The 20,217-nt window shown below is 72.7% G+C and carries 16 protein-coding genes and 2 pseudogenes; 13 read left to right on the plus strand and 5 right to left on the minus strand.

The window, feature by feature from the left end:
* Window positions 1-54: 54 nt before the first annotated feature.
* On the minus strand, window positions 55-786 hold the full coding sequence (locus ABZ354_RS09385; RefSeq protein ID WP_358654664.1) for a L,D-transpeptidase family protein: 732 nt from the start codon (window positions 784-786) through the stop codon (window positions 55-57).
* Window positions 787-789: 3 nt separating this feature from the next.
* Window positions 790-1,377, minus strand: a complete 588-nt coding sequence (locus ABZ354_RS09390; protein WP_358654666.1) for a pyridoxamine 5'-phosphate oxidase family protein — start codon at window positions 1,375-1,377, stop codon at window positions 790-792.
* A gap of 151 nt (window positions 1,378-1,528) precedes the next feature.
* Here ABZ354_RS09390 and ABZ354_RS09395 point away from each other — a divergent pair, with 151 nt between their 5' ends.
* The 5 genes from ABZ354_RS09395 (at window position 1,529) to ABZ354_RS09415 (ending at window position 7,660) form a co-directional block, all read left to right on the plus strand.
* A complete protein-coding gene (locus ABZ354_RS09395) occupies window positions 1,529-2,722 on the plus strand; it encodes an argininosuccinate synthase (protein WP_358654668.1) in 1,194 nt (397 codons plus the stop codon).
* Between the two features lie 125 nt (window positions 2,723-2,847).
* Window positions 2,848-4,284, plus strand: a complete 1,437-nt coding sequence (gene argH, locus ABZ354_RS09400) for an argininosuccinate lyase (protein ID WP_358654670.1) — start codon at window positions 2,848-2,850, stop codon at window positions 4,282-4,284.
* 231 nt (window positions 4,285-4,515) lie between these two features.
* Complete coding sequence (locus ABZ354_RS09405; RefSeq protein ID WP_358654672.1) at window positions 4,516-5,487, plus strand: aldo/keto reductase; 972 nt, start codon at window positions 4,516-4,518, stop codon at window positions 5,485-5,487.
* A gap of 98 nt (window positions 5,488-5,585) precedes the next feature.
* Window positions 5,586-6,137 (plus strand): helix-turn-helix domain-containing protein, encoded by a 552-nt coding sequence (locus tag ABZ354_RS09410; protein ID WP_358654674.1) that lies wholly within the window; start codon window positions 5,586-5,588, stop codon window positions 6,135-6,137.
* Window positions 6,134-7,660 (plus strand): MFS transporter, encoded by a 1,527-nt coding sequence (locus ABZ354_RS09415; RefSeq protein ID WP_358654676.1) that lies wholly within the window; start codon window positions 6,134-6,136, stop codon window positions 7,658-7,660. The genes ABZ354_RS09410 and ABZ354_RS09415 overlap by 4 nt, the downstream gene beginning before the upstream one ends.
* A gap of 88 nt (window positions 7,661-7,748) precedes the next feature.
* Here the strand turns inward: ABZ354_RS09415 and ABZ354_RS09420 are convergent, their stop codons facing one another.
* Window positions 7,749-8,471 carry a lysophospholipid acyltransferase family protein gene (locus ABZ354_RS09420; protein WP_358654678.1) on the minus strand — a complete coding sequence of 241 codons (723 nt, stop codon included), beginning with the start codon at window positions 8,469-8,471 and terminating at the stop codon, window positions 7,749-7,751.
* A gap of 449 nt (window positions 8,472-8,920) precedes the next feature.
* Here ABZ354_RS09420 and ABZ354_RS09425 point away from each other — a divergent pair, with 449 nt between their 5' ends.
* Together ABZ354_RS09425 and ABZ354_RS09430 are read left to right on the plus strand one after the other, a co-directional pair.
* Window positions 8,921-10,108, plus strand: coding sequence for a glycerophosphodiester phosphodiesterase (locus ABZ354_RS09425; protein WP_358654680.1), 1,188 nt, complete (start codon window positions 8,921-8,923; stop codon window positions 10,106-10,108).
* Window positions 10,109-10,810: 702 nt separating this feature from the next.
* Window positions 10,811-11,308, plus strand: coding sequence for a GNAT family N-acetyltransferase (locus ABZ354_RS09430; RefSeq protein WP_358654983.1), 498 nt, complete (start codon window positions 10,811-10,813; stop codon window positions 11,306-11,308).
* A 77-nt stretch (window positions 11,309-11,385) separates the two neighbouring features.
* On the opposite strand, the gene ABZ354_RS09435 is transcribed toward ABZ354_RS09430, so the two are convergent.
* Window positions 11,386-11,805, minus strand: coding sequence for a hypothetical protein (locus ABZ354_RS09435; protein ID WP_358654682.1), 420 nt, complete (start codon window positions 11,803-11,805; stop codon window positions 11,386-11,388).
* A 1-nt stretch (window position 11,806) separates the two neighbouring features.
* Window positions 11,807-12,166 carry a hypothetical protein gene (locus ABZ354_RS09440; protein ID WP_358654684.1) on the minus strand — a complete coding sequence of 120 codons (360 nt, stop codon included), beginning with the start codon at window positions 12,164-12,166 and terminating at the stop codon, window positions 11,807-11,809.
* Window positions 12,167-12,236: 70 nt separating this feature from the next.
* Here ABZ354_RS09440 and ABZ354_RS09445 point away from each other — a divergent pair, with 70 nt between their 5' ends.
* The 6 genes and pseudogenes from ABZ354_RS09445 to cobT all read left to right on the plus strand — a co-directional run bounded on the left by ABZ354_RS09445 (window position 12,237) and on the right by cobT (window position 20,158).
* Window positions 12,237-12,887 carry an HAD family hydrolase gene (locus tag ABZ354_RS09445; protein WP_358654686.1) on the plus strand — a complete coding sequence of 217 codons (651 nt, stop codon included), beginning with the start codon at window positions 12,237-12,239 and terminating at the stop codon, window positions 12,885-12,887.
* A 98-nt stretch (window positions 12,888-12,985) separates the two neighbouring features.
* Window positions 12,986-13,225, plus strand: a pseudogene (locus tag ABZ354_RS09450) (hypothetical protein); the annotation flags it as partial.
* Window positions 13,226-13,245: 20 nt separating this feature from the next.
* Window positions 13,246-13,450, plus strand: a pseudogene (locus tag ABZ354_RS09455) (MetQ/NlpA family ABC transporter substrate-binding protein); the annotation flags it as partial.
* Between the two features lie 138 nt (window positions 13,451-13,588).
* Window positions 13,589-14,227 (plus strand): GNAT family N-acetyltransferase, encoded by a 639-nt coding sequence (locus ABZ354_RS09460; RefSeq protein ID WP_358654688.1) that lies wholly within the window; start codon window positions 13,589-13,591, stop codon window positions 14,225-14,227.
* A 108-nt stretch (window positions 14,228-14,335) separates the two neighbouring features.
* Window positions 14,336-15,544 (plus strand): precorrin-6y C5,15-methyltransferase (decarboxylating) subunit CbiE, encoded by a 1,209-nt coding sequence (gene cbiE, locus ABZ354_RS09465; RefSeq protein WP_358654690.1) that lies wholly within the window; start codon window positions 14,336-14,338, stop codon window positions 15,542-15,544.
* A 381-nt stretch (window positions 15,545-15,925) separates the two neighbouring features.
* Complete coding sequence (cobT, locus tag ABZ354_RS09470) at window positions 15,926-20,158, plus strand: nicotinate-nucleotide--dimethylbenzimidazole phosphoribosyltransferase (protein WP_358654692.1); 4,233 nt, start codon at window positions 15,926-15,928, stop codon at window positions 20,156-20,158.
* Window positions 20,159-20,217: the final 59 nt, after the last annotated feature.

Below are 20,217 nucleotides of genomic sequence, written 5' to 3' on the forward strand. Positions count from 1 at the left end.
CGGAGCCGGGGCCCGCACACGAACTCGTCGTGGTGTCCGGCCCGCGGGACGGCGTCAGTACCGCGTGATGGCCGTCCGCCCCCGCACCGTCCCGATCGCGATGTGCGGGCGGGCCGCCGGGTCCGCCCAGCGCAGGATGCGGCGCATCGCGTCCCGGGGCACGGACACGCAGCCGGCCGTCGCGCCCCGCCCGTCGACGTGCAGGAAGATGCCGGCGCCCCGCCCCCGCACCGGGCGTGCGTAGTTGAAGCCGACGACGAGCGCGTACGCGTACTGCGTGCCGTAGGTGATCAGGTGCTCGGACTCGGTGGCCCGGCAGTCGGCCGCCCGCGGTTCGCTCCAGCGGTTGTAGGAACGGGAGCCGTTGTCCTGGCACCACCAGGAGTCGTCGTCGACCCGGCGGTACGGATACGTCGTCCCGGGCGGGGCCGCCTCGACACCGAAGGCGTAGGGCAGGCCGTACAGGCCGGCCGGGGTGGTCTCGGTGCCCTGCTGGCGCGAGGCGCCCTCGGTGAGACCGTTCTCCCCGAAGCGGGCGGGGGCCGAGCCGGCCCGGGTCCAGTGCCCGTCCCGCAGGTCCCACCAGGTCAGCGTGCCCGACGTGGAGGCGGTGCCGGCGGCCTGCGCGGTGATCAGTTGCGCGCCGCCGCCGGTGTCCGCCATCCGGGCCGGCAGCGGCCGTGCCCCGGCCGGTGCTTCCCCGTACGGCTTCTGGCCGGGCGGCGCCGCCCCGGCGAGCAGCGCGGCTGAGAGGGCGAGAGGGAGGGCGACGGCACCGGGGCGCATGCTTCAGACCGTAGAGGGAGGCAACGGCAGCGGCAGCCCGGGAAGGCCGTCCAGGCTGGTGGCGACGTGGTCCTTCTTGGCGAAGTACGCGCCGAGCGAGGCGTCGTCCTCCCGGGCGAACCGCCTGCCGTGCAGGTCGCGGTCCGCGTCGTAGGTCATGAACGGCACCGCGTATCCGCAGGTGTCGCGGACGAGTTCGGCGGTCACGACGACGATCGCGCGCAGGCCGTGCCGGTACGGCTCGATGTCCGGGAAGCGGGCGAGGAGCTCCCCGAAGCGCGGGTCGTCGCGGAAGACCGGCTCGCCCCTGCCGTGCACCCGGACGATGTTCGGCGGGCCCTGGAAGGCGCACCACATCAGGGTGATGCGGCCGTTCTCCCGCAGGTGGGCGACGGTCTCGGCGTTGGAGCCGGCGAAGTCGAGGTAGGCGACGGTGTGCTCGTCCAGCACGGCGAAGGATCCCGTGAGGCCCTTGGGGGAGAGGTTGACCGTGCCGTCGGGTGACAGCGGTGCGGTGGCGGTGAAGAACACGGGCTGCGACTCGATGAAGGTGCGGAGCCGGCCGTCTATGCGCTCATAAGTCTTTCCCATGTCTAACGATTATGGAGGCAGATGTTTCGCCTGTCTAAGGATTTGACGCACCTGTCGGCCGACCCGTCCGGGGCGTCGGCCTGAATTGACGATTCATGCAGAGTGCTGCATACTCATGCATGTCAGCGAATGCAGTGTGAGGAGAAAACCCGTGACCGAGCGCGTCGTACTCGCCTACTCAGGCGGTCTGGACACCTCCGTCGCCATCGGCTGGATCGCCGAGGAGACGGGCGCCGAGGTCATCGCCGTCGCGGTCGACGTCGGCCAGGGCGGCGAGGACCTGGACGTCATCCGCAAGCGCGCACTCGCCTGCGGTGCCGTCGAGGCCGAGGTCGCGGACGCCAAGGACGAGTTCGCCGAGGAGTACTGCCTCCCGGCGATCAAGGCCAACGCCCTCTACATGGACCGCTACCCGCTGGTCTCCGCGCTGTCCCGGCCCACGATCGTCAAGCACCTCGTCGCCGCCGCGCACAAGCACGGCGCCACCACCGTCGCCCACGGCTGCACCGGCAAGGGCAACGACCAGGTCCGCTTCGAGGCCGGCATCGTCGCCCTCGCCCCCGACCTGAAGTGCATCGCCCCGGTCCGCGACTACGCGATGACCCGCGACAAGGCCATCGCGTTCTGCGAGGAGAAGAACCTCCCGATCGCGACCACCAAGAAGTCCCCGTACTCCATCGACCAGAACGTCTTCGGCCGTGCCGTCGAGACGGGCTTCCTCGAGGACATCTGGAACGCCCCGATCGAGGACATCTACGAGTACACCGAGAACCCGGCCGCCGCCCGCGAGGCCGACGAGGTGATCATCTCCTTCAAGGAGGGCGTCCCCGTCGCCATCGACGGCAGGCCCGTCACCGTCCTCCAGGCCGTCCAGCAGCTCAACGAGCGCGCCGGCGCCCAGGGCATCGGGCGGATCGACATGGTCGAGGACCGCCTCGTCGGCATCAAGTCCCGCGAGGTGTACGAGGCCCCCGGCGCGATCGCCCTGATCACCGCCCACCAGGAGCTGGAGAACGTCACCGTCGAGCGTGAACTCGCCCGCTACAAGCGGCAGGTCGAGCAGCGCTGGAGCGAGCTCGTCTACGACGGCCAGTGGTTCTCCCCGCTCAAGCGCGCCCTGGACGGCTTCGTCAACGAGGCCAACCAGCACGTCACCGGCGACATCCGGATGACCCTGCACGGCGGTCGCGCGGTCGTCACCGGCCGGCGCTCCGAGTCGTCCCTGTACGACTTCAACCTGGCCACGTACGACACGGGCGACACCTTCGACCAGGCCGCCGCCAAGGGCTTCATCGACATCTACAGCCTGTCGTCGAAGATCGCCGCCAAGCGCGACCTCGCGTGAGCGGCGGCACGGCCTCCCGTCGGCGTCCGACGCTCCCCCGCACGCACTAGCCTGACGGCCGCCTCCCCACACACCGACCGTGGGGAGGCGGCCGCACATCGCCATCTCTTCGAGGAGCAACGCAAGTGAGCAGCAACAGCGGTGACGTACGGCTCTGGGGCGGCCGTTTCGCCGACGGTCCCGCCGAGGCCCTGGCGAAGCTGTCCGCGTCCGTCCACTTCGACTGGCGGCTCGCGCCGTACGACATCGCCGGTTCGCGCGCCCACGCGCGCGTGCTGCACACGGCGGGGCTGCTCACCGAGGACGAACTCACCCGCATGATCGCCGGACTCGACCGGCTGGAGGCCGACGTGGCGTCCGGCGCCTTCGTGGGCACCGTCGCCGACGAGGACGTGCACACCGCCCTGGAACGCGGCCTGCTGGAGCGGCTCGGCCCGGACCTCGGCGGCAAGCTGCGCGCCGGCCGGTCGAGGAACGACCAGGTCGCGACGCTCTTCCGGATGTACCTGCGCGACCACGCCCGCACCCTCGGCGGTCTGATCGCCGACCTCCAGGACGCCCTGGTCGGCCTCGCCGAGACCCACCCCGACGTCGCCATGCCGGGCCGCACCCACCTCCAGCACGCCCAGCCGGTCCTCTTCGCCCACCATGTCCTCGCACACGTGCAGTCCCTGTCGCGGGACGCCGAGCGGCTGCGCCAGTGGGACGAGCGGACGGCCGTGTCGCCGTACGGTTCGGGCGCCCTCGCGGGTTCCTCGCTCGGCCTGGACCCGGAGGCGGTCGCGAAGGACCTCGGCTTCGAGCACGGCAGCTCGGCCAACTCCATCGACGGCACGGCCTCCCGCGACTTCGCCGCCGAGTTCGCCTTCATCACCGCGATGATCGGCGTGAACCTTTCCCGGATCGCCGAAGAGGTCATCATCTGGAACACGAAGGAGTTCTCCTTCGTGACCCTGCACGACGCCTTCTCCACCGGCTCCTCGATCATGCCGCAGAAGAAGAACCCCGACATCGCCGAACTGGCGCGCGGCAAGTCCGGCCGTCTCATCGGCAATCTCACCGGCCTGATGGCCACCCTGAAGGCGCTGCCGCTCGCGTACAACCGCGACCTCCAGGAGGACAAGGAGCCGGTCTTCGACTCCATCGACCAGCTGGAGATCCTGCTTCCGGCCTTCACCGGAATGATGGCCACCCTCACCGTGCACCGCGAGCGCATGGAGGAGCTGGCCCCGGCCGGGTTCTCGCTGGCCACCGACATCGCCGAGTGGCTGGTCCGCCAGGGCGTGCCGTTCCGTGTCGCGCACGAGGTCGCCGGCGAGTGCGTGAAGGCCGCCGAGGCCGAGGGCAGGGAACTGGACGAACTGACCGACGAGCAGTTCGCGAAGATCTCCGCCCACCTCACCCCCGAGGTGCGGACGGTGCTCAACGTCCCCGGTGCCCTGGCCTCCCGCGACGGCCGCGGCGGCACGGCCCCGAGCGCGGTCGCCGTCCAGCTCGCCGAGGTGAAGGCGGACGTGGCGGAGCAGCACGTGTGGGCCAGGGCCAGGGGGAGCGCCGTCTAGCGGCGCGGGGAACCGCGCGGCACGCCACGACGAACCGTCACCCGCCCCGCCCGCGGACGGACCGGGCCGTGCGGCGCGAGTCGTGAAGCCGAGCCGCGGGGCGCGAACCGCGAACCGAAGGGCATCGCGGGTTACGTTGGTCGCACGCCTCCCACGCACCACCCCGAGGGGGCAGGCACGGTCACGTCGAGGCCCTCGACGTGACACCGCAGCGACCGAACGGAGCCCGCGATGCCCTTCGCCCGTCTCGCGACCGCAACGACGCCGACCTGCCACATCGGCCTGGGCCTCGCCGCCGTGGGCCGCCCCGGCTACATCAACCTCGGCCGGGACGAGGACCTCGGTGAGGACCGCGGCGTGGAGGCCCTGAGCATCCGCACGCACGAACTCCTCGACGCCGCCTACGCCCAGGGCGTGCGCTACTTCGACGCCGCCCGCTCCTACGGCCGCGCCGAGGAGTTCCTCGCGGCCTGGCTGGCGGCCCGCCCCGACGTCGACGACGTGGTCGTGGGCAGCAAGTGGGGCTACACGTACACCGCCGACTGGTCCACGGACGCCGAGCAGCACGAGGTCAAGGACCATTCCCTCGCCGCGTACGAGCGTCAGCGCGCCGAGACCGCCGCCCTGCTCGGCGAGCGCCTCGACCTCTACCAGATCCATTCGGTGACCCCGGACAGCCCGGCTCTCACCGACAAGGACCTGCACGCCCGCCTCGCCGAGGCCGCCGCACAGGGCGTCAGCGTCGGCCTCTCCACCAGCGGCCCCGCCCAGGCCGACACGATCCGCGCCGCGCTCGCCGTGACCGTCGACGGCAGCCCGCTGTTCCGTACGGTCCAGTCCACGTACAACCTTCTGGACACCTCGGCGGAGCCCGCCCTCGCCGAGGCCCATGACGCGGGTCTCACCGTGATCGTGAAGGAGGCCATGGCCAACGGGCGGCTCGCCGCACCCCACGCCCCCGAAGCGCTGCGCGCCCTCGCCGCCGAGACCGGACAGAACTGCGACGCGGTGGCGCTCGCGTTCGTACTGAGCAGGCCGTGGGCCGGTGTCGTCCTGTCCGGCGCCGCGACCGTGGGCCAGCTGGCCTCGAACCTGCACGCCGCGGTCGTCGACCTGGACGAGGACCGCCTCACCCGGCTCGCCACGCTCACCGAGGACCCGGCCAGGTACTGGGAGGAGCGCGGCCGACTGCCGTGGCACTGATCCGCACCCCGTCCCCGGCGGACGCCCGCAGCGCGCTTCCTTGAGACAAATGAGCCGCATATGAGACGTGTGTGTCTCACGTGCGGTACGCTCGTCTCATGGCTGTCGATCGTGACCACGTACTGCGCACCGCCGCGGCCCTGCTGAGCCGCAAGTCCACCGCGACGATGGACGAGGTCGCCAAGGCCGTCGGCATCAGCCGCGCCACCCTGCACCGGCAGTTCGCCGGACGGGACGCGCTGGTCCGCGCGCTGGAGGCCCTCGGCCTCGCCGAGTGCGAGGCCGCACTGGAGGCGGCCCGCCCGGACGAGGGCCCCGCGAGCGACGCCGTACGGCGCCTGGTGCGCGCCCTCGAGCCGGCCGCCGGACTGCTCGCCTTCCTCTACTCCGAGAACCAGCTGTTCGAGGGAGAGGAGCGCAACGCGGGCTGGGCCCGGCTGGACGAGCGCATCGAAGCGCTGTTCCGGCGCGGCCGGCTGAGCGGCGAGTTCCGTGTCGACCTGACCCCGGCCTGGCTCACCGAGGCCCTGTACGGCCTGCTGGCCTCCGCAGCCTGGGCCGTGTCCGAGGGGCGCGTGGCCGGCAAGGACTTCACCCACATGGTCACCGAGCTGATGCTCGGCGGCGTGACACGGAGAGAGGAACCATGACCAGCACCCCGCGGCCGGCCGGTGCGACGGAGGCGGTGAGGCGTCCGGGCCGCTGGCTCGCGCTGTCCGTCCTCGTGCTCGCCGTGCTGCTGGTGGCCGTCGACGCGACCGTGCTCGGCCTCGCGACCCCCTACATCAGCGAGGACCTCGCGCCCACCGGCACGCAACTGCTGTGGATCGGCGACGTCTACTCGTTCGTCATCGCCGGACTGCTCGTCTCCATGGGCGGCCTCGGCGACCGCGTCGGCCGCAAACGGATCCTGCTGGTCGGCGCCGCCGCCTTCGGCGCGATCTCGGTCCTCAACGCCTACGCGTCGACACCGGAGCTGCTGATCCTCGCGCGGGCCCTGCTCGGCGTCGCCGGCGCCACTCTGATGCCGGCCACCCTGGCGCTCATCCGCAACATCTTCCACGACCCGCGTGAGCGCAGCCTCGCCGTCGGCATCTGGGGGGCCACCGCCTCCGCCGGCATGGCCGTCGGCCCCATCGCGGGCGGATTCCTGCTGGAGCACTTCCGGTGGGGGTCGGTCTTCCTGATCAACCTGCCGGTGATGGCCGTGCTGGTCGTCGTGGGCGCCAGGCTGCTGCCCGAGTCGCGCAATCCGCACCCCGGCCCCTGGGACCCCGGCAGCGTCGCGCTGTCACTGGTCGGCATGGTCGGCGTCGTGTACGCGGTGAAGGAGACCGCCGCGCGCGGGTTCGCCCCCGAGGCGGTCGCCGCCGGTCTGCTCGGCGCCCTGGCCCTGTACGGCTTCGTACGGCGTCAGTTCACCCTGCCGAAACCGCTGCTGGACATGCGCCTGTTCGCCCACCGGGGCTTCAGCGGGGCGGTGCTGGCGGACCTGCTGACCATCCTCGGCCTGTCCGGCCTGGTGTTCTTCCTCTCCCAGTACCTGCAACTCGTGCAGGGCCGTGGTCCGTTCGAGGCGGGCCTCGCCGAACTGCCGGCCGCGATCGGCGCGGTCGTGGCGGGCCTGGTGGCGGGCCGCGCCGCCCGCCGCTTCTCGGTCCGGACGGTGGTCTCGGGCGGCCTGGCGGCCATCGGCCTGGCCCTGGCCGCACTCACCGTGGCGGACCGCTCCACCGAATACCCGCTGATAGGAGCGATACTGCTGTTCGTGGGCCTGGGCGCAGGCTTCTCGTTCACGGTGACGGCCGACGTCATCCTGTCGTCCGTTCCCAAGGAACAGGCGGGCGCGGCATCCGCGGTCTCCGAGACGGCGTACGAACTCGGCGCCGCCCTGGGCATCGCCATACTCGGCTCGGTCGTCACGGGCGCCTACCGGGACTTCACCGGCCCGGCGGGCACTCCCGCCGAGGCCCACGAGTCACTGGGCGGCGCGGTGGAGGCGGCGCGGGGCCTCCCGTCGGACACCGCCGGGGCACTGCTGGCCTCGGCCCGGGACGCCTTCGTCGACGGTCTCACCCTGGCGGCCGCCACCGGCGCGACAGTCCTCCTGGCGGCGTCGACAGCAGCGTGGTTCCTGCTCCGCGACCAACGCCTGGACGGGGACGTCTCCTAGGGACGGGGGGAACCGTCCGACCGGCCTCGACGGCGCCGCACCCGGCACACAGCGCGACCGCCCCGCCCCCGTGGCCGGGCGAAGAGACCTAAGCCGCCTTCGCCTTGCTCGCGTACATGTCCACGTACTCCTGCCCGGACAGCCGCATGACCTCGGTCATCACGGAGTCCGTGACCGCGCGCAGCACGTAGCGGTCCCGGTCCATGCCCTCGTAGCGGGAGAACTCCATCGCCTCGCCGAACCGCACGGTGACCTTGCCCGGCCGGGGCAGGCCCGCCCCGCCCGGCTGGAGCTTGTCCGTGCCGATCATCGCGAACGGCACGACCGGCGCGCCCGTCATCAGAGTCAGCCGGGCGATGCCGGTGCGGCCCCGGTAGAGGCGGCCGTCGGGGGAGCGGGTGCCCTCGGGGTAGATGCCGAAGACGTTGCCCTGTTCCAGCACGCGGCGGCCGGTCATCAGCGCGGCGACGCCGCCCCGGCCGCCGTCGCGGTCGACGGGGATCATGCCGACGCCGGTGAAGAACCACGCCATGAGCCGGCCCTTGAGGCCCTTGCCGGTGACGTACTCGTCCTTGCCGATGAAGCACACCTGCCGGTCGCAGACCAGCGGAAGAATCATCGAGTCGATGAACGTGAGGTGGTTGCCGGCCAGGATGACGGGTCCGTCGCCCGGGATGTTCTCCGTGCCCTCCACCTGGGGGCGGAACATCAGCCGCATGATCGGGCCGAGGACTGCCTTGATGAGCGCGAAGCGGGACAACGGGCCCTCCGGGGTAACGGACGCGGTATGAGTCTGTGCAGGTGAGGACATTACTCGCGGGCCCGGGGTCGCGCACATCGGGCGCATCGGACGCGCCGGGGTTTCCACCCGCTGTCAACCCGCGTTCACCTGCGGTGGCGTGCCGCCGAGGGGGACGTCGCCCGTCCGCCACGTGTGACGGACGTCGCCCGGCCCGTCGCCGAGTCACGGCCCCGGGCTCCCCGCGCATCGCCTCGTATCCCGGGTCCAGCACATCCACCGGTATCCGGATCAGGCAACTTGTCGGGACACCGGCGTCTGCGTCCGCACCTCGCACCGACGGCGCACTGCGGTGTCCGGCACGGGAACCGACCGGACACCCTGTCACATCTCCCGCCCAGCAGGACATCCAGGATCACCCGGGTGTTCCGCCGGAGGTCTCCCGCCGGCCATGCGTGCGCCCCTACGATCGGCCCGCACCGCCGACAGACGGCACACGGACGGCACAGCAGGAGGCGCTCATGGGAACGCAGCGATCGGACGAGCAGACGGGCGGCGGTACGGGGCGGCGGGCGCTTCTCGGCGCGGCGGTGCTGGGGGCGGGCGGAGCGGTCCTCGGTCTGTCCGGCACGGCGAGAGCCGCCGGGGCCACGGAGGCCTCCGGCGCCGCACGCGGCGACGGCGGGCTGAAGGGCCTGCCCGTCCCGACGATCATCGGCCACCGCGGGGCCAGCGGCTACCGCCCCGAGCACACCCTCGGCTCCTACCAGCTCGCCCTCGACCTGGGCGCCGACATCGTCGAGGCCGGCGACCTGGTGCCCACCAGGGACGGCCACCTGGTCTGCCGTCACGAACCGGAGATCGGCGGTACCACCGACGTCGCGGACCACCCCGAGTTCGCCGACCGCAAGAAGACCACGCTCCTCGACGGCGTCTCCACCACGGGCTGGTTCACCGAGGACTTCACGCTCGCCGAGCTGAAGACCCTGCGGGCCAAGGAACGCATCCCCGCCAACCGCCCGCACAACACCCTCTACGACGGCCGCTGGGAGATCCCCACCTTCGAGGAGGTGCTGCGCTGGCAGGACGAGCAGACCCGCAAGACCGGCAAGCAGGTGTGGATCTACCCCGAGCTCAAGCACCCCACCTACTTCCGCAAGCTGGGCCTCGGCCTGGAGGAGCGCGTCGCCAAGGTGCTGCGCCGTCACGGCAAGGACCGCAAGAGCGCGCCCGTCATCCTGCAGTCCTTCGAGCCGACCAGCATCCAGCGCATGAGCAAGCTGGTGCGCAACCCGCTGGTGGTCCTGCTCTCCGGCGCCAACACCCGTCCCTGGGACCTCCAGCAGACCGGCGACCCGCGCACCGTCGCCGACCTGGTCACCCCCGAGGGCCTGGCGGAGATCGCCTCCTACGCGCAGGGCATCGGCCCCACCCTGGACCTGGTCATCCCCAAGGACGCGAGCGGCCGGCTGACCCGGCCGACGACTCTCGTACGGGACGCGCACGCGGTGGGCCTCATCCTGCACCCGTACACCATGCGCAACGAGAACCCGTTCCTGCCGACGGAGTTCCGCAAGGGCACGGACGCGGACGCCTACGGCGACGTCTTCGGCGCCTACCGGGCCTACTTCGCCACCGGCATCGACGGCGTCTTCACCGACCAGGCCGACACCGGACTGCTGGCCCGCGCGGACTTCGTCAACGGCTGAGCCGGCCACCCTGCCGGGGGTGAACCGCGGCCGTCCGGGCAACCCGACGCCCGGACGGCCGCGTTGCTCCCACCTGACCCCGACCTGCTCCTCACCCTGTGCCCGGCGCCACCGCCGGGGCCCAGGCAGAGGCCCCCGTCTCGGGTCTGGAACCCGGCGCCCCGGAACAAGCCGTCCGGCTGCGCCCGGCCGAACGGCTCGCGGCGCTCCCCGCGGTCGGCCTCGCACTCCACGCCGGCCACGGGCGTCCCGTGACCCGCGGCTCGCTCAGGCCATCCCGCGTGACGCCGCCTCGCGGCCCAGGACCCGCCGCCAGGCCCGCCCGTCGGCGCGCGGCAGTCCGGCCGAGGCCCGCCGCAGCCGCCGTACCCACCGCCTCGGAAGGCCGTGCGTCACCGAATCCGCCGACGACGTCGCGTACGGCCCGGGCGGCTCACCTGCCCCGCCGTCATCCGCCGTGCGTACGGCGGGCGGCGCGCCGCCCGCCGGGTCGCCGTCCTGAGGCGCCACTGTCCCCGGGGAGGCGCGACATACCCCGGGATCGCGGGGGAGTTGGGTATCTCACAGGGCTGCCTTGGACGGGAACGTTCCGGATGCCTGGGATGTCCGCGGAGATTGCTCACAGGGGAGGTTGCGGCTCGTCGAGTCCGGGGATAGGAGTGGGGGACAACAGGTGATCAGGTGAGCGGGAGGCGTGCGCACATGGGCATGAGCGTGACCATCTCTGTGGCGGCCGAGCAGGACGCGGAGCAGATTTTCAGGCTGCAGTACCTCTGCTTCCAGAGCGAAGCCGCGCTGTACGGCAACTACCGCATCGACCCGCTCGTCCAGAGCCTCGACTCGGTGCGCGAAGAGGTCGCCGCGGACTGCGTCTTCGTGGCCCGCCTCGGCGACGAGGTCGTCGGCTCGGTGCGCGGCCGGCTCACGGAGGACGGCGCCGCCGCCATCGGCAGGCTGTGCGTCCACCCCCGTCTCCAGGGTCACGGCATCGGCGCCCGCCTGCTCAAGGCGGCCGAGGCGGCTCTCTCGGACGAGCGGGGCGCGACGACGTTCCGCCTCCACACCGGCCACCGCAGCGAGGGCAACCTCAGCCTCTACCGCAAGGTCGGCTACGAGACGGTGGGCACGGCGAAGGGCACGGACGGCGTACCGATGATCGTCCTGGAGAAGCGCGCGGGGGCGTACGCCCAGACGGCGTGACGCCTCGGCCGCGGACCGCGGCCTCCTGAATGGCCGTCCATCGGCTGTGGCCCTCGAGCTGCGGTCGGCGGGGGCGTTCAGACGGCCGGGTGCTCAGCGCCCGTGCCCGCGCCCGACTTGCGCAGCCAGTAAATCGCCGACACCGGCAGCAGCACCGGGATGAACAGATAGCCCATCCCGTAGTCGGACCACACGGTCGCGTCGGGGAACGCGGACGGATCCGCCATCGTCCACGTTCCCACGACGAGCACGCCGAGCAGTTCGCCCACGCAGCACGCCAACGCCGCGCGCCGGGCCGTCTCCCCGCCCCGCACCAGCGAGTACGTGATGAACCCGTACACCAGCCCGGCCACCGCGGACAGCGAGTAGGCCAGCGGCGCCCGGTCGAACTCCGTCGCGATCTGGTACGCCGAGCGTGACACCGCTCCGACGACCATCACGCCGTACAGCCAGACCAGCAGCATCCCGGGCCCGCCGATGAGCCTCTTCCCGGCCATCTCAGCCTCCCCAGATGTCGTAGAGCCGTACTTCCAGAGCGGCCAGCACCACGCCTGAGGCGGCGACCGTCACCGAGCCCCAGCGAGTGCGCTCCGCCAGCGACATGAAAGCCGCCGCCGGGACGCACGCGAACGCGCCGAGCAGATACGCCACGAAGATCGTCGTGCCCTGGTCCGGCTTCTCGCCCCGCGCCAGCTGCACGATGCCGACCACCAGCTGCACCAGGGTCAGCAGCGTCACCACGGCCATGCCGATGAAGTGCCAGTCCTTCGTCGGCTGGTCGCGGTAGGCGGCCCAGCCGCACCAGGCGGCGAGCAGCAGCGCGGCGACGCCGGTCGCCAGGGTCAGGGCATCAAGCATGGCTGTGACCTTATTACGGGTCCGGGGGCCGCATGAGACCGGCCCCGGGCCGCACCGTAGGGTCGGTGCCATGAAGATCCGTGCACAGGCCATGTTGTTCGACAACGACGGGACCCTCGTCTCGTCCCTGCGGTCCGTCGAACGGTGCTGGACCCGGTGGGCGGGGGAGTACGGAGTCACGGCCGAGGCGTTCGCGGCGATCGAACTGCACGGCCGGACCGCCGCCGAACTCGCCGCCGACCTGCTGCCCGCCGCCCTCGTGCCGGAGGCCGTCGAGCGGATCGAGCAGCTCGAGGTGGAGGACGTGCCCAACGGCGGTGTCCATCTGCTGCCCGGGACCCGGGACTTCCTCGACGTGCTGCCGGCCGGCCGCTGGGCCGTCGTCACCTCCGCCACCCGGCGCCTGGCCGAGGCCCGCCTCGGTGCCGTCGGCATCCTCCCCAAGACGCTCGTCGCCGCCGACGACGTGACGCGTGGCAAGCCCGACCCCGAGCCGTATCTGCTCGCCGCCCGCCTCCTGGGCGTCGACCCGGCCGACTGCGTCGTCTTCGAGGACGCCCCCGCCGGCCTGCGGGCGGGCCGAGCCGCTGGCATGGCGACCGTGGCCTTGGCCACAACCCACCCGGCCCACGAACTGGACGCCGATCTCGTGGAGCCCGACCTCTCGGCCCTGTCCGCGCAGGTCACGGGCGAGTTCGTCCAGGTCGCCGTCCGGCCCTGACCCGCGTCCACCGCTGTCCGGAACGCGGACAGCGGTGTCCGGCCGCCGACGTGGGTCTGTTCGGTCTTCCAGCACTCCAACCTGCTGTCCTCGCGACCGTCACCGTCGCGATCCTCGCGGTGGTCATCTCCTCCATCCAGTTCGCGGGCGACCACGCGGCCCGCGCCCTGCACCGCCGCGGCGCCCGTACCGGCCCCGACTCGCGCCGACTCAGGACCGGGAAGACGGAGAGGACCGAGAAGACGGAGAGGACGGAGAAGAAGGAGGAGACCGGTAAGACCGGCAAGGCCGAGGAGTCGGCGTCGGACCCGGCGGCCGACGTCGGCAAGGTCGCGTAACCGCTCCCCTCCCGCTCTTGGCCATCGAGTCCGACCTCGAACCCTCCAGGGACGCCCTCGTCCTGGAGTCCGCCTAGAACAACCCCTACGGCAACCTCCTCGCCCGTGCAGAAGGGCAACGAGGACGACCCGCGCGTGAAGAAGCCCGCGAGGCTCCTCACCTCCGCCGAGGTCGAAAAGTTCATCGCGGACACGTACGCGGTCTCCGTCGTCGCCTCCTCCTGACGGCCTTCCGCACCCCCCGCACACACGGGGTCCGCTTCCTGAGAGGGAGGGGACCCCGTGGTGCGACTTCAGGCCGTCATGCTGCATGCTGGGCAGTTCATCAGGCCCTGAAGGTTCCCGAAGGTTACGGAGCGGCGCATGACTAGCACCTTCCCCAACGTCTCCATCAGCACGGAGCGGTTGGTGCTGCGGGCCTTCGAGGAACCCGACACCGACGCCCTCGCGGAGATGATGAACGACGAGCTCGTCATCGCCTGGACCTCCGCCCCGTACCCCTACACCCGGACCGACGCCCGTGCCTGGATCACCGAACTCGCGCCCGCCGAACGGGCCCTGGGCCACGGCATCGTGTTCGCCGTCACCGAGTTCCTCACCCAGCGCCTGGTCGGCATCGTGCACCTCCGGCACACCGACTGGCGCGTCCGCTCCAGCGAGATCTCCTACGTCATCGCCCCCTGGGCACGCGGCGAGGGCTACGCCTCCGAAGCCGCCTATGGCACCGCCCAGTGGCTGTTCCGGGACCAGAAGTTCGAGCGCCTCGAACTGCGCACCGCCGCCGACAACGCCGCCTCCCAGCAGGTCGCCCAGAAGATTGGCTGCATCAGCGAGGGCGTCCTGCGCAGCGCGTGGATAGCGCGCGCCAGGACCGAGTCCGGTACCTGGCACGACGTACGCACCGACGTCATCGTCTGGAGCCTGCTGCCCGAAGACCTCCCCGGCGCCGCCGAGGAACTGGCCGACACCAGCGGCTTCACCTCGTACGACGACTGGAACTGAACGCCGGGCGGGACGATTGACCACCGGCTCCACGAGGTAGTCTCACCAAGCCCGCCCACGCGGGATGTCCAGCCCCCGACCTGCACAAACCCCTGGAGACTGACGACGATGGCCGACCGCGTCACGGTGATCGGCTGGGACGGTTCGCCGCTGACCGCCGCGGCACGCGCCGCCCTGGGCGCCGCCACACTGGTCGCGGGCGCCGCCCATCACCTGGCGCTCCCCGAGGTGCCGCGCGGCGCCGAACGCATCCGCCTCGGCAGTGTCGCCCTCGCCGCCCGCCGCATCGCCGCCCACCGCGGCACCGCGGTCGTGTTCGCCGACGGCGACCCCGGTTTCTTCGGCGTCGTACGCACCCTGCGCGCGCCCGAGTTCGGCCTCGAGGTGGAAGTCGTGCCCGCCGTCTCCTCCGTCGCCACCGCCTTCGCCCGCGCCGGCATGCCCTGGGACGACGCCCACGTGGTCGTCGCACACCCTCGCACCCTGCGACGCGCGGTCAACGTATGCCGCGCCCACACCAAAGTCGCGGTGCTCACCTCGCCCGGCGCCGGCCCCGCCGAACTCGGCCTGCTGCTCGAAGGCGTCCACCGCACCTTCGTCATCTGCGAGGAACTCGGCACCGACCGCGAACAGGTCAGCGTCGTCACCTCCGACAGGGCCGCCGACCACACCTGGCGCGACCCCAACGTCGTCATCGTCATCGGCGGCCCCGTCGGCGCCGCCGAGGGCGGCGGCTGGATCGCCGGCCGCGACCCGGCCACCGGGCCACGCGGCTGGACCCTGCCCGGCAGCACCTACGGCGCACTCGGCGAGGGCGAGAACGACCTGCTGCGCGCCGCCCAACTGGCCCGCACCGGACCGCGCACCGGCGACCTGGTGTGGGACATCGGCTGCGGAGGTGGCGCGTTCGCCGTCGAGGCCGCCCGCGCCGGCGCCGCCGTCATCGCCGTCGACCGTGACATGGAGGCCTGCGCCCGCACGGACGCCGCCGCGCGTCGCCTCGGCGTCCAGCTCCAGATCGTCCACGGCACCGCCCCGCACGTCCTGGAGAACCTCCCCGAACCCGACGTCGTCCGCGTCGGCGGCGGGGGAGCCGCCGTCGTCTCCGCGGTCGCCGACCGCCGCCCGCAGCGCATCGTCACCCACGCCGGCACCCGGGACGCCGCCGAACTCGTCGGCCGCGACCTGACCGAGCACGGCTACGACGTCGAGTGCGCGCTGCTGCAGTCCGTCGAACTCGACACGCGGGCCTGGACGGAGACGGAACGGAGTGTCGCGTTCCTGCTCAGCGGCGTCCTCCCGCTCCGCGAGGGCTGACCCCGGCACCGTCCCGGTGATCCTGTTGTCGTACCGCGCGAGGTAGGCTGGCCGATCGCTGCCCACCACGCGTCGTCCTGCGCTTCGTCGCTCAATGTCCGGAAAACAGGACCGTTTTGGGGCGGGTGTGGTACGGCAGTGGCCGGGAGGACGCGCAACGTGGCGCAGTCCACAACGGGCAGTCGTGGATCACGCTGTCGTGGCAGCGGAACGACCGCGACAATGTCACGGAACGGATGTGCCGCTGAATGGCTTTGTCGTCTTTTCCGGCGGGCCGTTCGTGCCGCTGGGGACGCACGCTCGTTCTTCACTGCGGGCGGTCGGCGCGCCGTTCACGGTGAGCTGGTCGTAGAAGCACCAACCGATGGGCGAGGGGTACGCATGACCGACACCGGCCAGGTTCCGGGCGAGGGACTGCCGGAGAACGCAGGCACGGTGGAACAGCCGGGCGCCCCCGCGCACGGCTCGTACACCTACCTCTCCGAGACCCCCGCCCAGGACGAAGACCAGTTGCTGCTGCCCGGTGCCCAGAGCCCCTGGGGCAACGAGGTCGCGCCGCCCGCCCCCGAGCCGGTCGTGGAGGCCGTGCACCAGCAGCCGCACCTGCCCGGCCCGCACGAAACGGCCGGCCGCGACAGCGGCTTCGTCGACCTCCGCGGTGTCCGCCTGCCCGACCCCGGGCAGCAGGCCCTGTCGACGCCCTCGGCGACACTGCCGCCGCGCCGGCCGCTGCACCTCGGCCCGCCCCTTCCCAACATGTCCGCCAGCCCGGTCCGCTCCCTCGCCGACCGCGGCCCGGCGGACGCACCGCGCCAGCCGGTTCCGGCCCGGGCCCCGGGCCCCGAGTATCTCGACGCCGCTTCGCAGAACGCACCGGCCTGGACGGCCCAGGCCCGGACGGCCCAAACGGTTGCCCCGGCCGGACCGGGCCCGGCCGGTGCGAGCGCGGCGCAGACGGCGGTGGCGCGTGCGGCGCACGGGCACGAGGCGCAGGCGGACCGGCCCGAGGCGGTGGCGACCGTCGCGCAGACGTCCGCACAGGCGCCGGCCGCGCAGGCACCGGGCCCGGACGTCGCGCCGGAGGCCGGACAGGTCGTCACGGCGGAACCTGTGACGGCCGCGCCCGTGACGGCCGCGCCCGTGACGGTCGAGCCCGTGACGGCCGAGGGCGCAGTGGCCGAAAGCTCGATGGCCGAGGCCGCGGAGGATGTCGGCGAACCACAGGCTCAGGGTCAGGGACAAGGTCAGGCCCAGGGACCAGCTCGGGGAGAGGGCCAAGACGCGGGCGACCCCGGGCAGGTCGAGAGCATGCAGGCCGTGCCTGCCGAGGGCGATGCGGTCGCCGTCGAGTCGGTCCCGACCGCCGGGTCCCCGGTGGCAGACGCGCCGGCCGCCGGAGAGGCTGACCAGCCCGGGGGCCCGGCGTTGGCCGCGCCTCAGGACGGGTCCCCCGTCGAACCGGCTGCGCCGGAGGGCGGACAGGCACCCGAGGCACCCTTGGCCCAGGCACCCGAGGACCAGGCTCTCGAGCCCGAGCCCGAGGCCCAGGCCCCCGCACCCGGGGCCGCTGGTGTGGCGGACATACAGCCGCCCGAGCCGGTCGCGTACGAGGACGGGCCGGCGCCCGGGCAGGCCCCGGTCGTCGTCGTGGCTGCTGCCGAGCAGGCCGTCGCCCCGGACCAGGCTTCGACCGCCGAGACCGTTCAGAGCGCCGAGACCGTTCCGACCGCCGAGACGATTCAGACCGGTGAGAACGTTCAGACCGACGAGGTCGCACAGGTGGCCGAAGCCGAGGTAGTCGAAGCTGAGGTGGCCGAGGACCTGCCGGCCCCCGAGGAGACAACCCTCCAGAATGCGGGTTCCGGAGAGCCGGTCCTCGAAGCCACCCCCGCCACCACACCTGCAGAGTCTGAAGCCCTCCCCTTCCCGGAGGCCGCCGCCGAGCCTGAGCCCGAGCCCGATTCCGTGCAGGCCGTGCAGGCCGCGCAGCCCGTGCAGGCCGCGCAGCCCGTGCAGGTCGCGCAGCCCGGCGGGGACACCGTGACCGTCACCGGGGACACGCCCGCCGCCGGGATCGACACGTCGGTGCCGCAGGGTGTGGAGCAGGAGTGGCAGCCCCCCCAGGAGGTCCAGGTGACCCCGGATTCGCGGTTCGCCACGGATCCGCAGCAGCCAGAGCTCCCCATGACCCAGGACCCCGCGACGGCCGGCGTGCCCGCTGACGATTCCGGGGCGACCCCGGTGGACACGGCCGTTCCGCACGGCGTGCCGGACGCACAGCCCCCGCAGGACCCCCAGTCCTCCCACGGAGACGAGCCCGGGTACGCGGACGCCACGCACGCGGACGTCACGCACGCGGACGTCACGCACACGAACCCGCAGGCGCCCGAGCCCGCGCCCGTCGACGTCACCCACCACACCGGAGCCGGCGCCGCCCACCCGGCGGAAGCCCTCGTCCCGGAGGCCGTCGGCACCCTTCCCGGCACGGTTGCGCAGCAGCCGCACCCGGATCGGCCCACGGGTGAGTTCGTGCCGGTCGAGGGCACCGTGCCGACCACCCCGCACCTCGCTCCGACCCCGCCGCACGCGATGGGCGTCCCCACCGAGGCCGTGGCGGCGGCCGACGTCACCGAGATGCAGCCGGAGGTCCTCGCGGTGCCCGCGCCGCGCGAGGCCGACTCCCCGCAGGCCGAGTCCGAACTCGCCCAGCACGCCGACGACCTGGACACCCGGGCCGCCGAGCAGGAGGACCAGGAAGCCGAGGCGGCGGCGGCCGATTCCGCGGCCGCCGTGGCAGACGCGCAGCAGTCCGCGGACGCACCGCAGCCCGAACCCGCGGACGCACCGCAGCCCGTACCCGTGGACGTACCGCGGTCCGCAGGCCCCGCCGCCCCCGGCTACGACGAAGCCGAGCGCGAAGCCGTACTGAAGGTCATGCGTGAACGCCGTGACGTCCGCAACGGCTTCCGCGGCGACCCCATCCCGCACGAGGTGCTGCTCCGCGTCCTGGAGGCGGCCCACACCGCGCCGTCCGTCGGGCACTCGCAGCCCTGGGACTTCGTGGTCATCCGGTCCGCCGACACCCGGCGGGCGATGCACGAACTGGCCACGCGTCAGCGTGACGCGTACGCCAAGTCCCTCCCCAAGGGCCGGGCGAAGCAGTTCAAGGAACTGAAGATCGAGGCCATCCTCGACACCCCGGTGAACATCGTCGTCACCGCGGACCCCACCCGCGGCGGTCGCCACACCCTCGGCCGGCACACCCAGCCGCAGATGGCGCCGTACTCCTCCGCGCTCGCCGTCGAGAACCTGTGGCTCGCCGCGCGCGCCGAGGGTCTCGGTGTCGGCTGGGTCAGCTTCTTCGACGAGCGGGAGATGGTCCGCGTCCTCGGCCTGCCCGAGCACCTGGAGGTCGTCGCCTACCTGTGCGTGGGGTACGTCGACGAGTTCCCGGACGAGCCCGAGCTGATGCAGGCGGGCTGGTCCAAGCGCCGTCCGCTGTCCTGGGTCGTGCACGAGGAGACGTACGGCCGTCGCGCGCTGCCCGGCGAGGAGCCGCACGACCTGCTGGCGGAGACGGTCGCGCAGATCCGCCCGCTGGACGCCAAGGCGCTCGGCGAGGCCTGGGAGCGGCAGAAGCGCATGACGAAGCCGGCCGGCGCGCTCGGCATGCTGGAGATCATCTCCGCGCAGCTGTGCGGCCTCTCCCGGCAGTGCCCGCCGCCGATCCCGGAGCCCGCGGCCGTCGCGATCTTCGCGGGCGACCACGGCGTGCACGCGCAGGGCGTCACCCCGTGGCCGCAGGAGGTCACGGCCCAGATGGTGGCCAACTTCCTCGGCGGCGGCGCCGTCTGCAACGCCTTCGCGAGCCAGGTCGGCGCCGAGGTCTGCGTCGTGGACGTCGGCGTGGCCACCGACCTGCCGGCCACCCCGGGCCTGCTGCCGCGCAAGATCCGCGCCGGTACGTCGGACATGACCACCGGCCCCGCCATGTCCCGCGAAGAGGCCAAGCAGGCCATCGAGGTCGGCATCGAGACCGCCCGCGACCTGGTGGCCGCGGGCAACAAGGCCCTGCTGACCGGCGAGATGGGCATCGCGAACACCACCGCGTCCGCCGCCCTGATCGCGGTGTTCACGGACACCGACCCGGCGGAGGTCACCGGCCGGGGCACCGGCATCAACGACGAGACGCTCGCCCGCAAGACCGAGGTCGTGCGCCGCGCCCTCGAAGTGCACCGGCCCGACCCCGCCGACCCGGTCGGCGTCCTCGCCGCGATCGGAGGCTTCGAGCACGCCGCCATGGTCGGTCTCCTCCTCGGCGGCGCGTCCCTGCGGACGCCGGTGATCCTGGACGGCGTCAGTGCCGGCGCCGCCGCCCTGGTCGCCCGCGCCATCGCCCCCGAGGTCCTGGCCGCCTGCATCGCGGGGCACCGCAGCGCCGAGCCCGGCCATGTCGCCGCCCTGAACAAGCTGGGCCTGCGCCCACTCGTCGACCTCGACCTCCGCCTCGGCGAGGGCACGGGCGCCCTGCTGGCGTTGCCCCTGGTCCAGAGCACGGCCCGGGCCATGCACGAGGTGGCGACGTTCGACTCGGCGGGAGTGACCGAGAAGTAGGGCGACCGCCGGTGCCGCGTCGGTGGTCCCGGCGGGGTCCCGGCGGCTGTGGGCAGGCG

It is taken from the genome of Streptomyces sp. NPDC005925 (assembly GCF_040638805.1).
Taxonomy (GTDB): Bacteria; Actinomycetota; Actinomycetes; order Streptomycetales; family Streptomycetaceae; genus Streptomyces.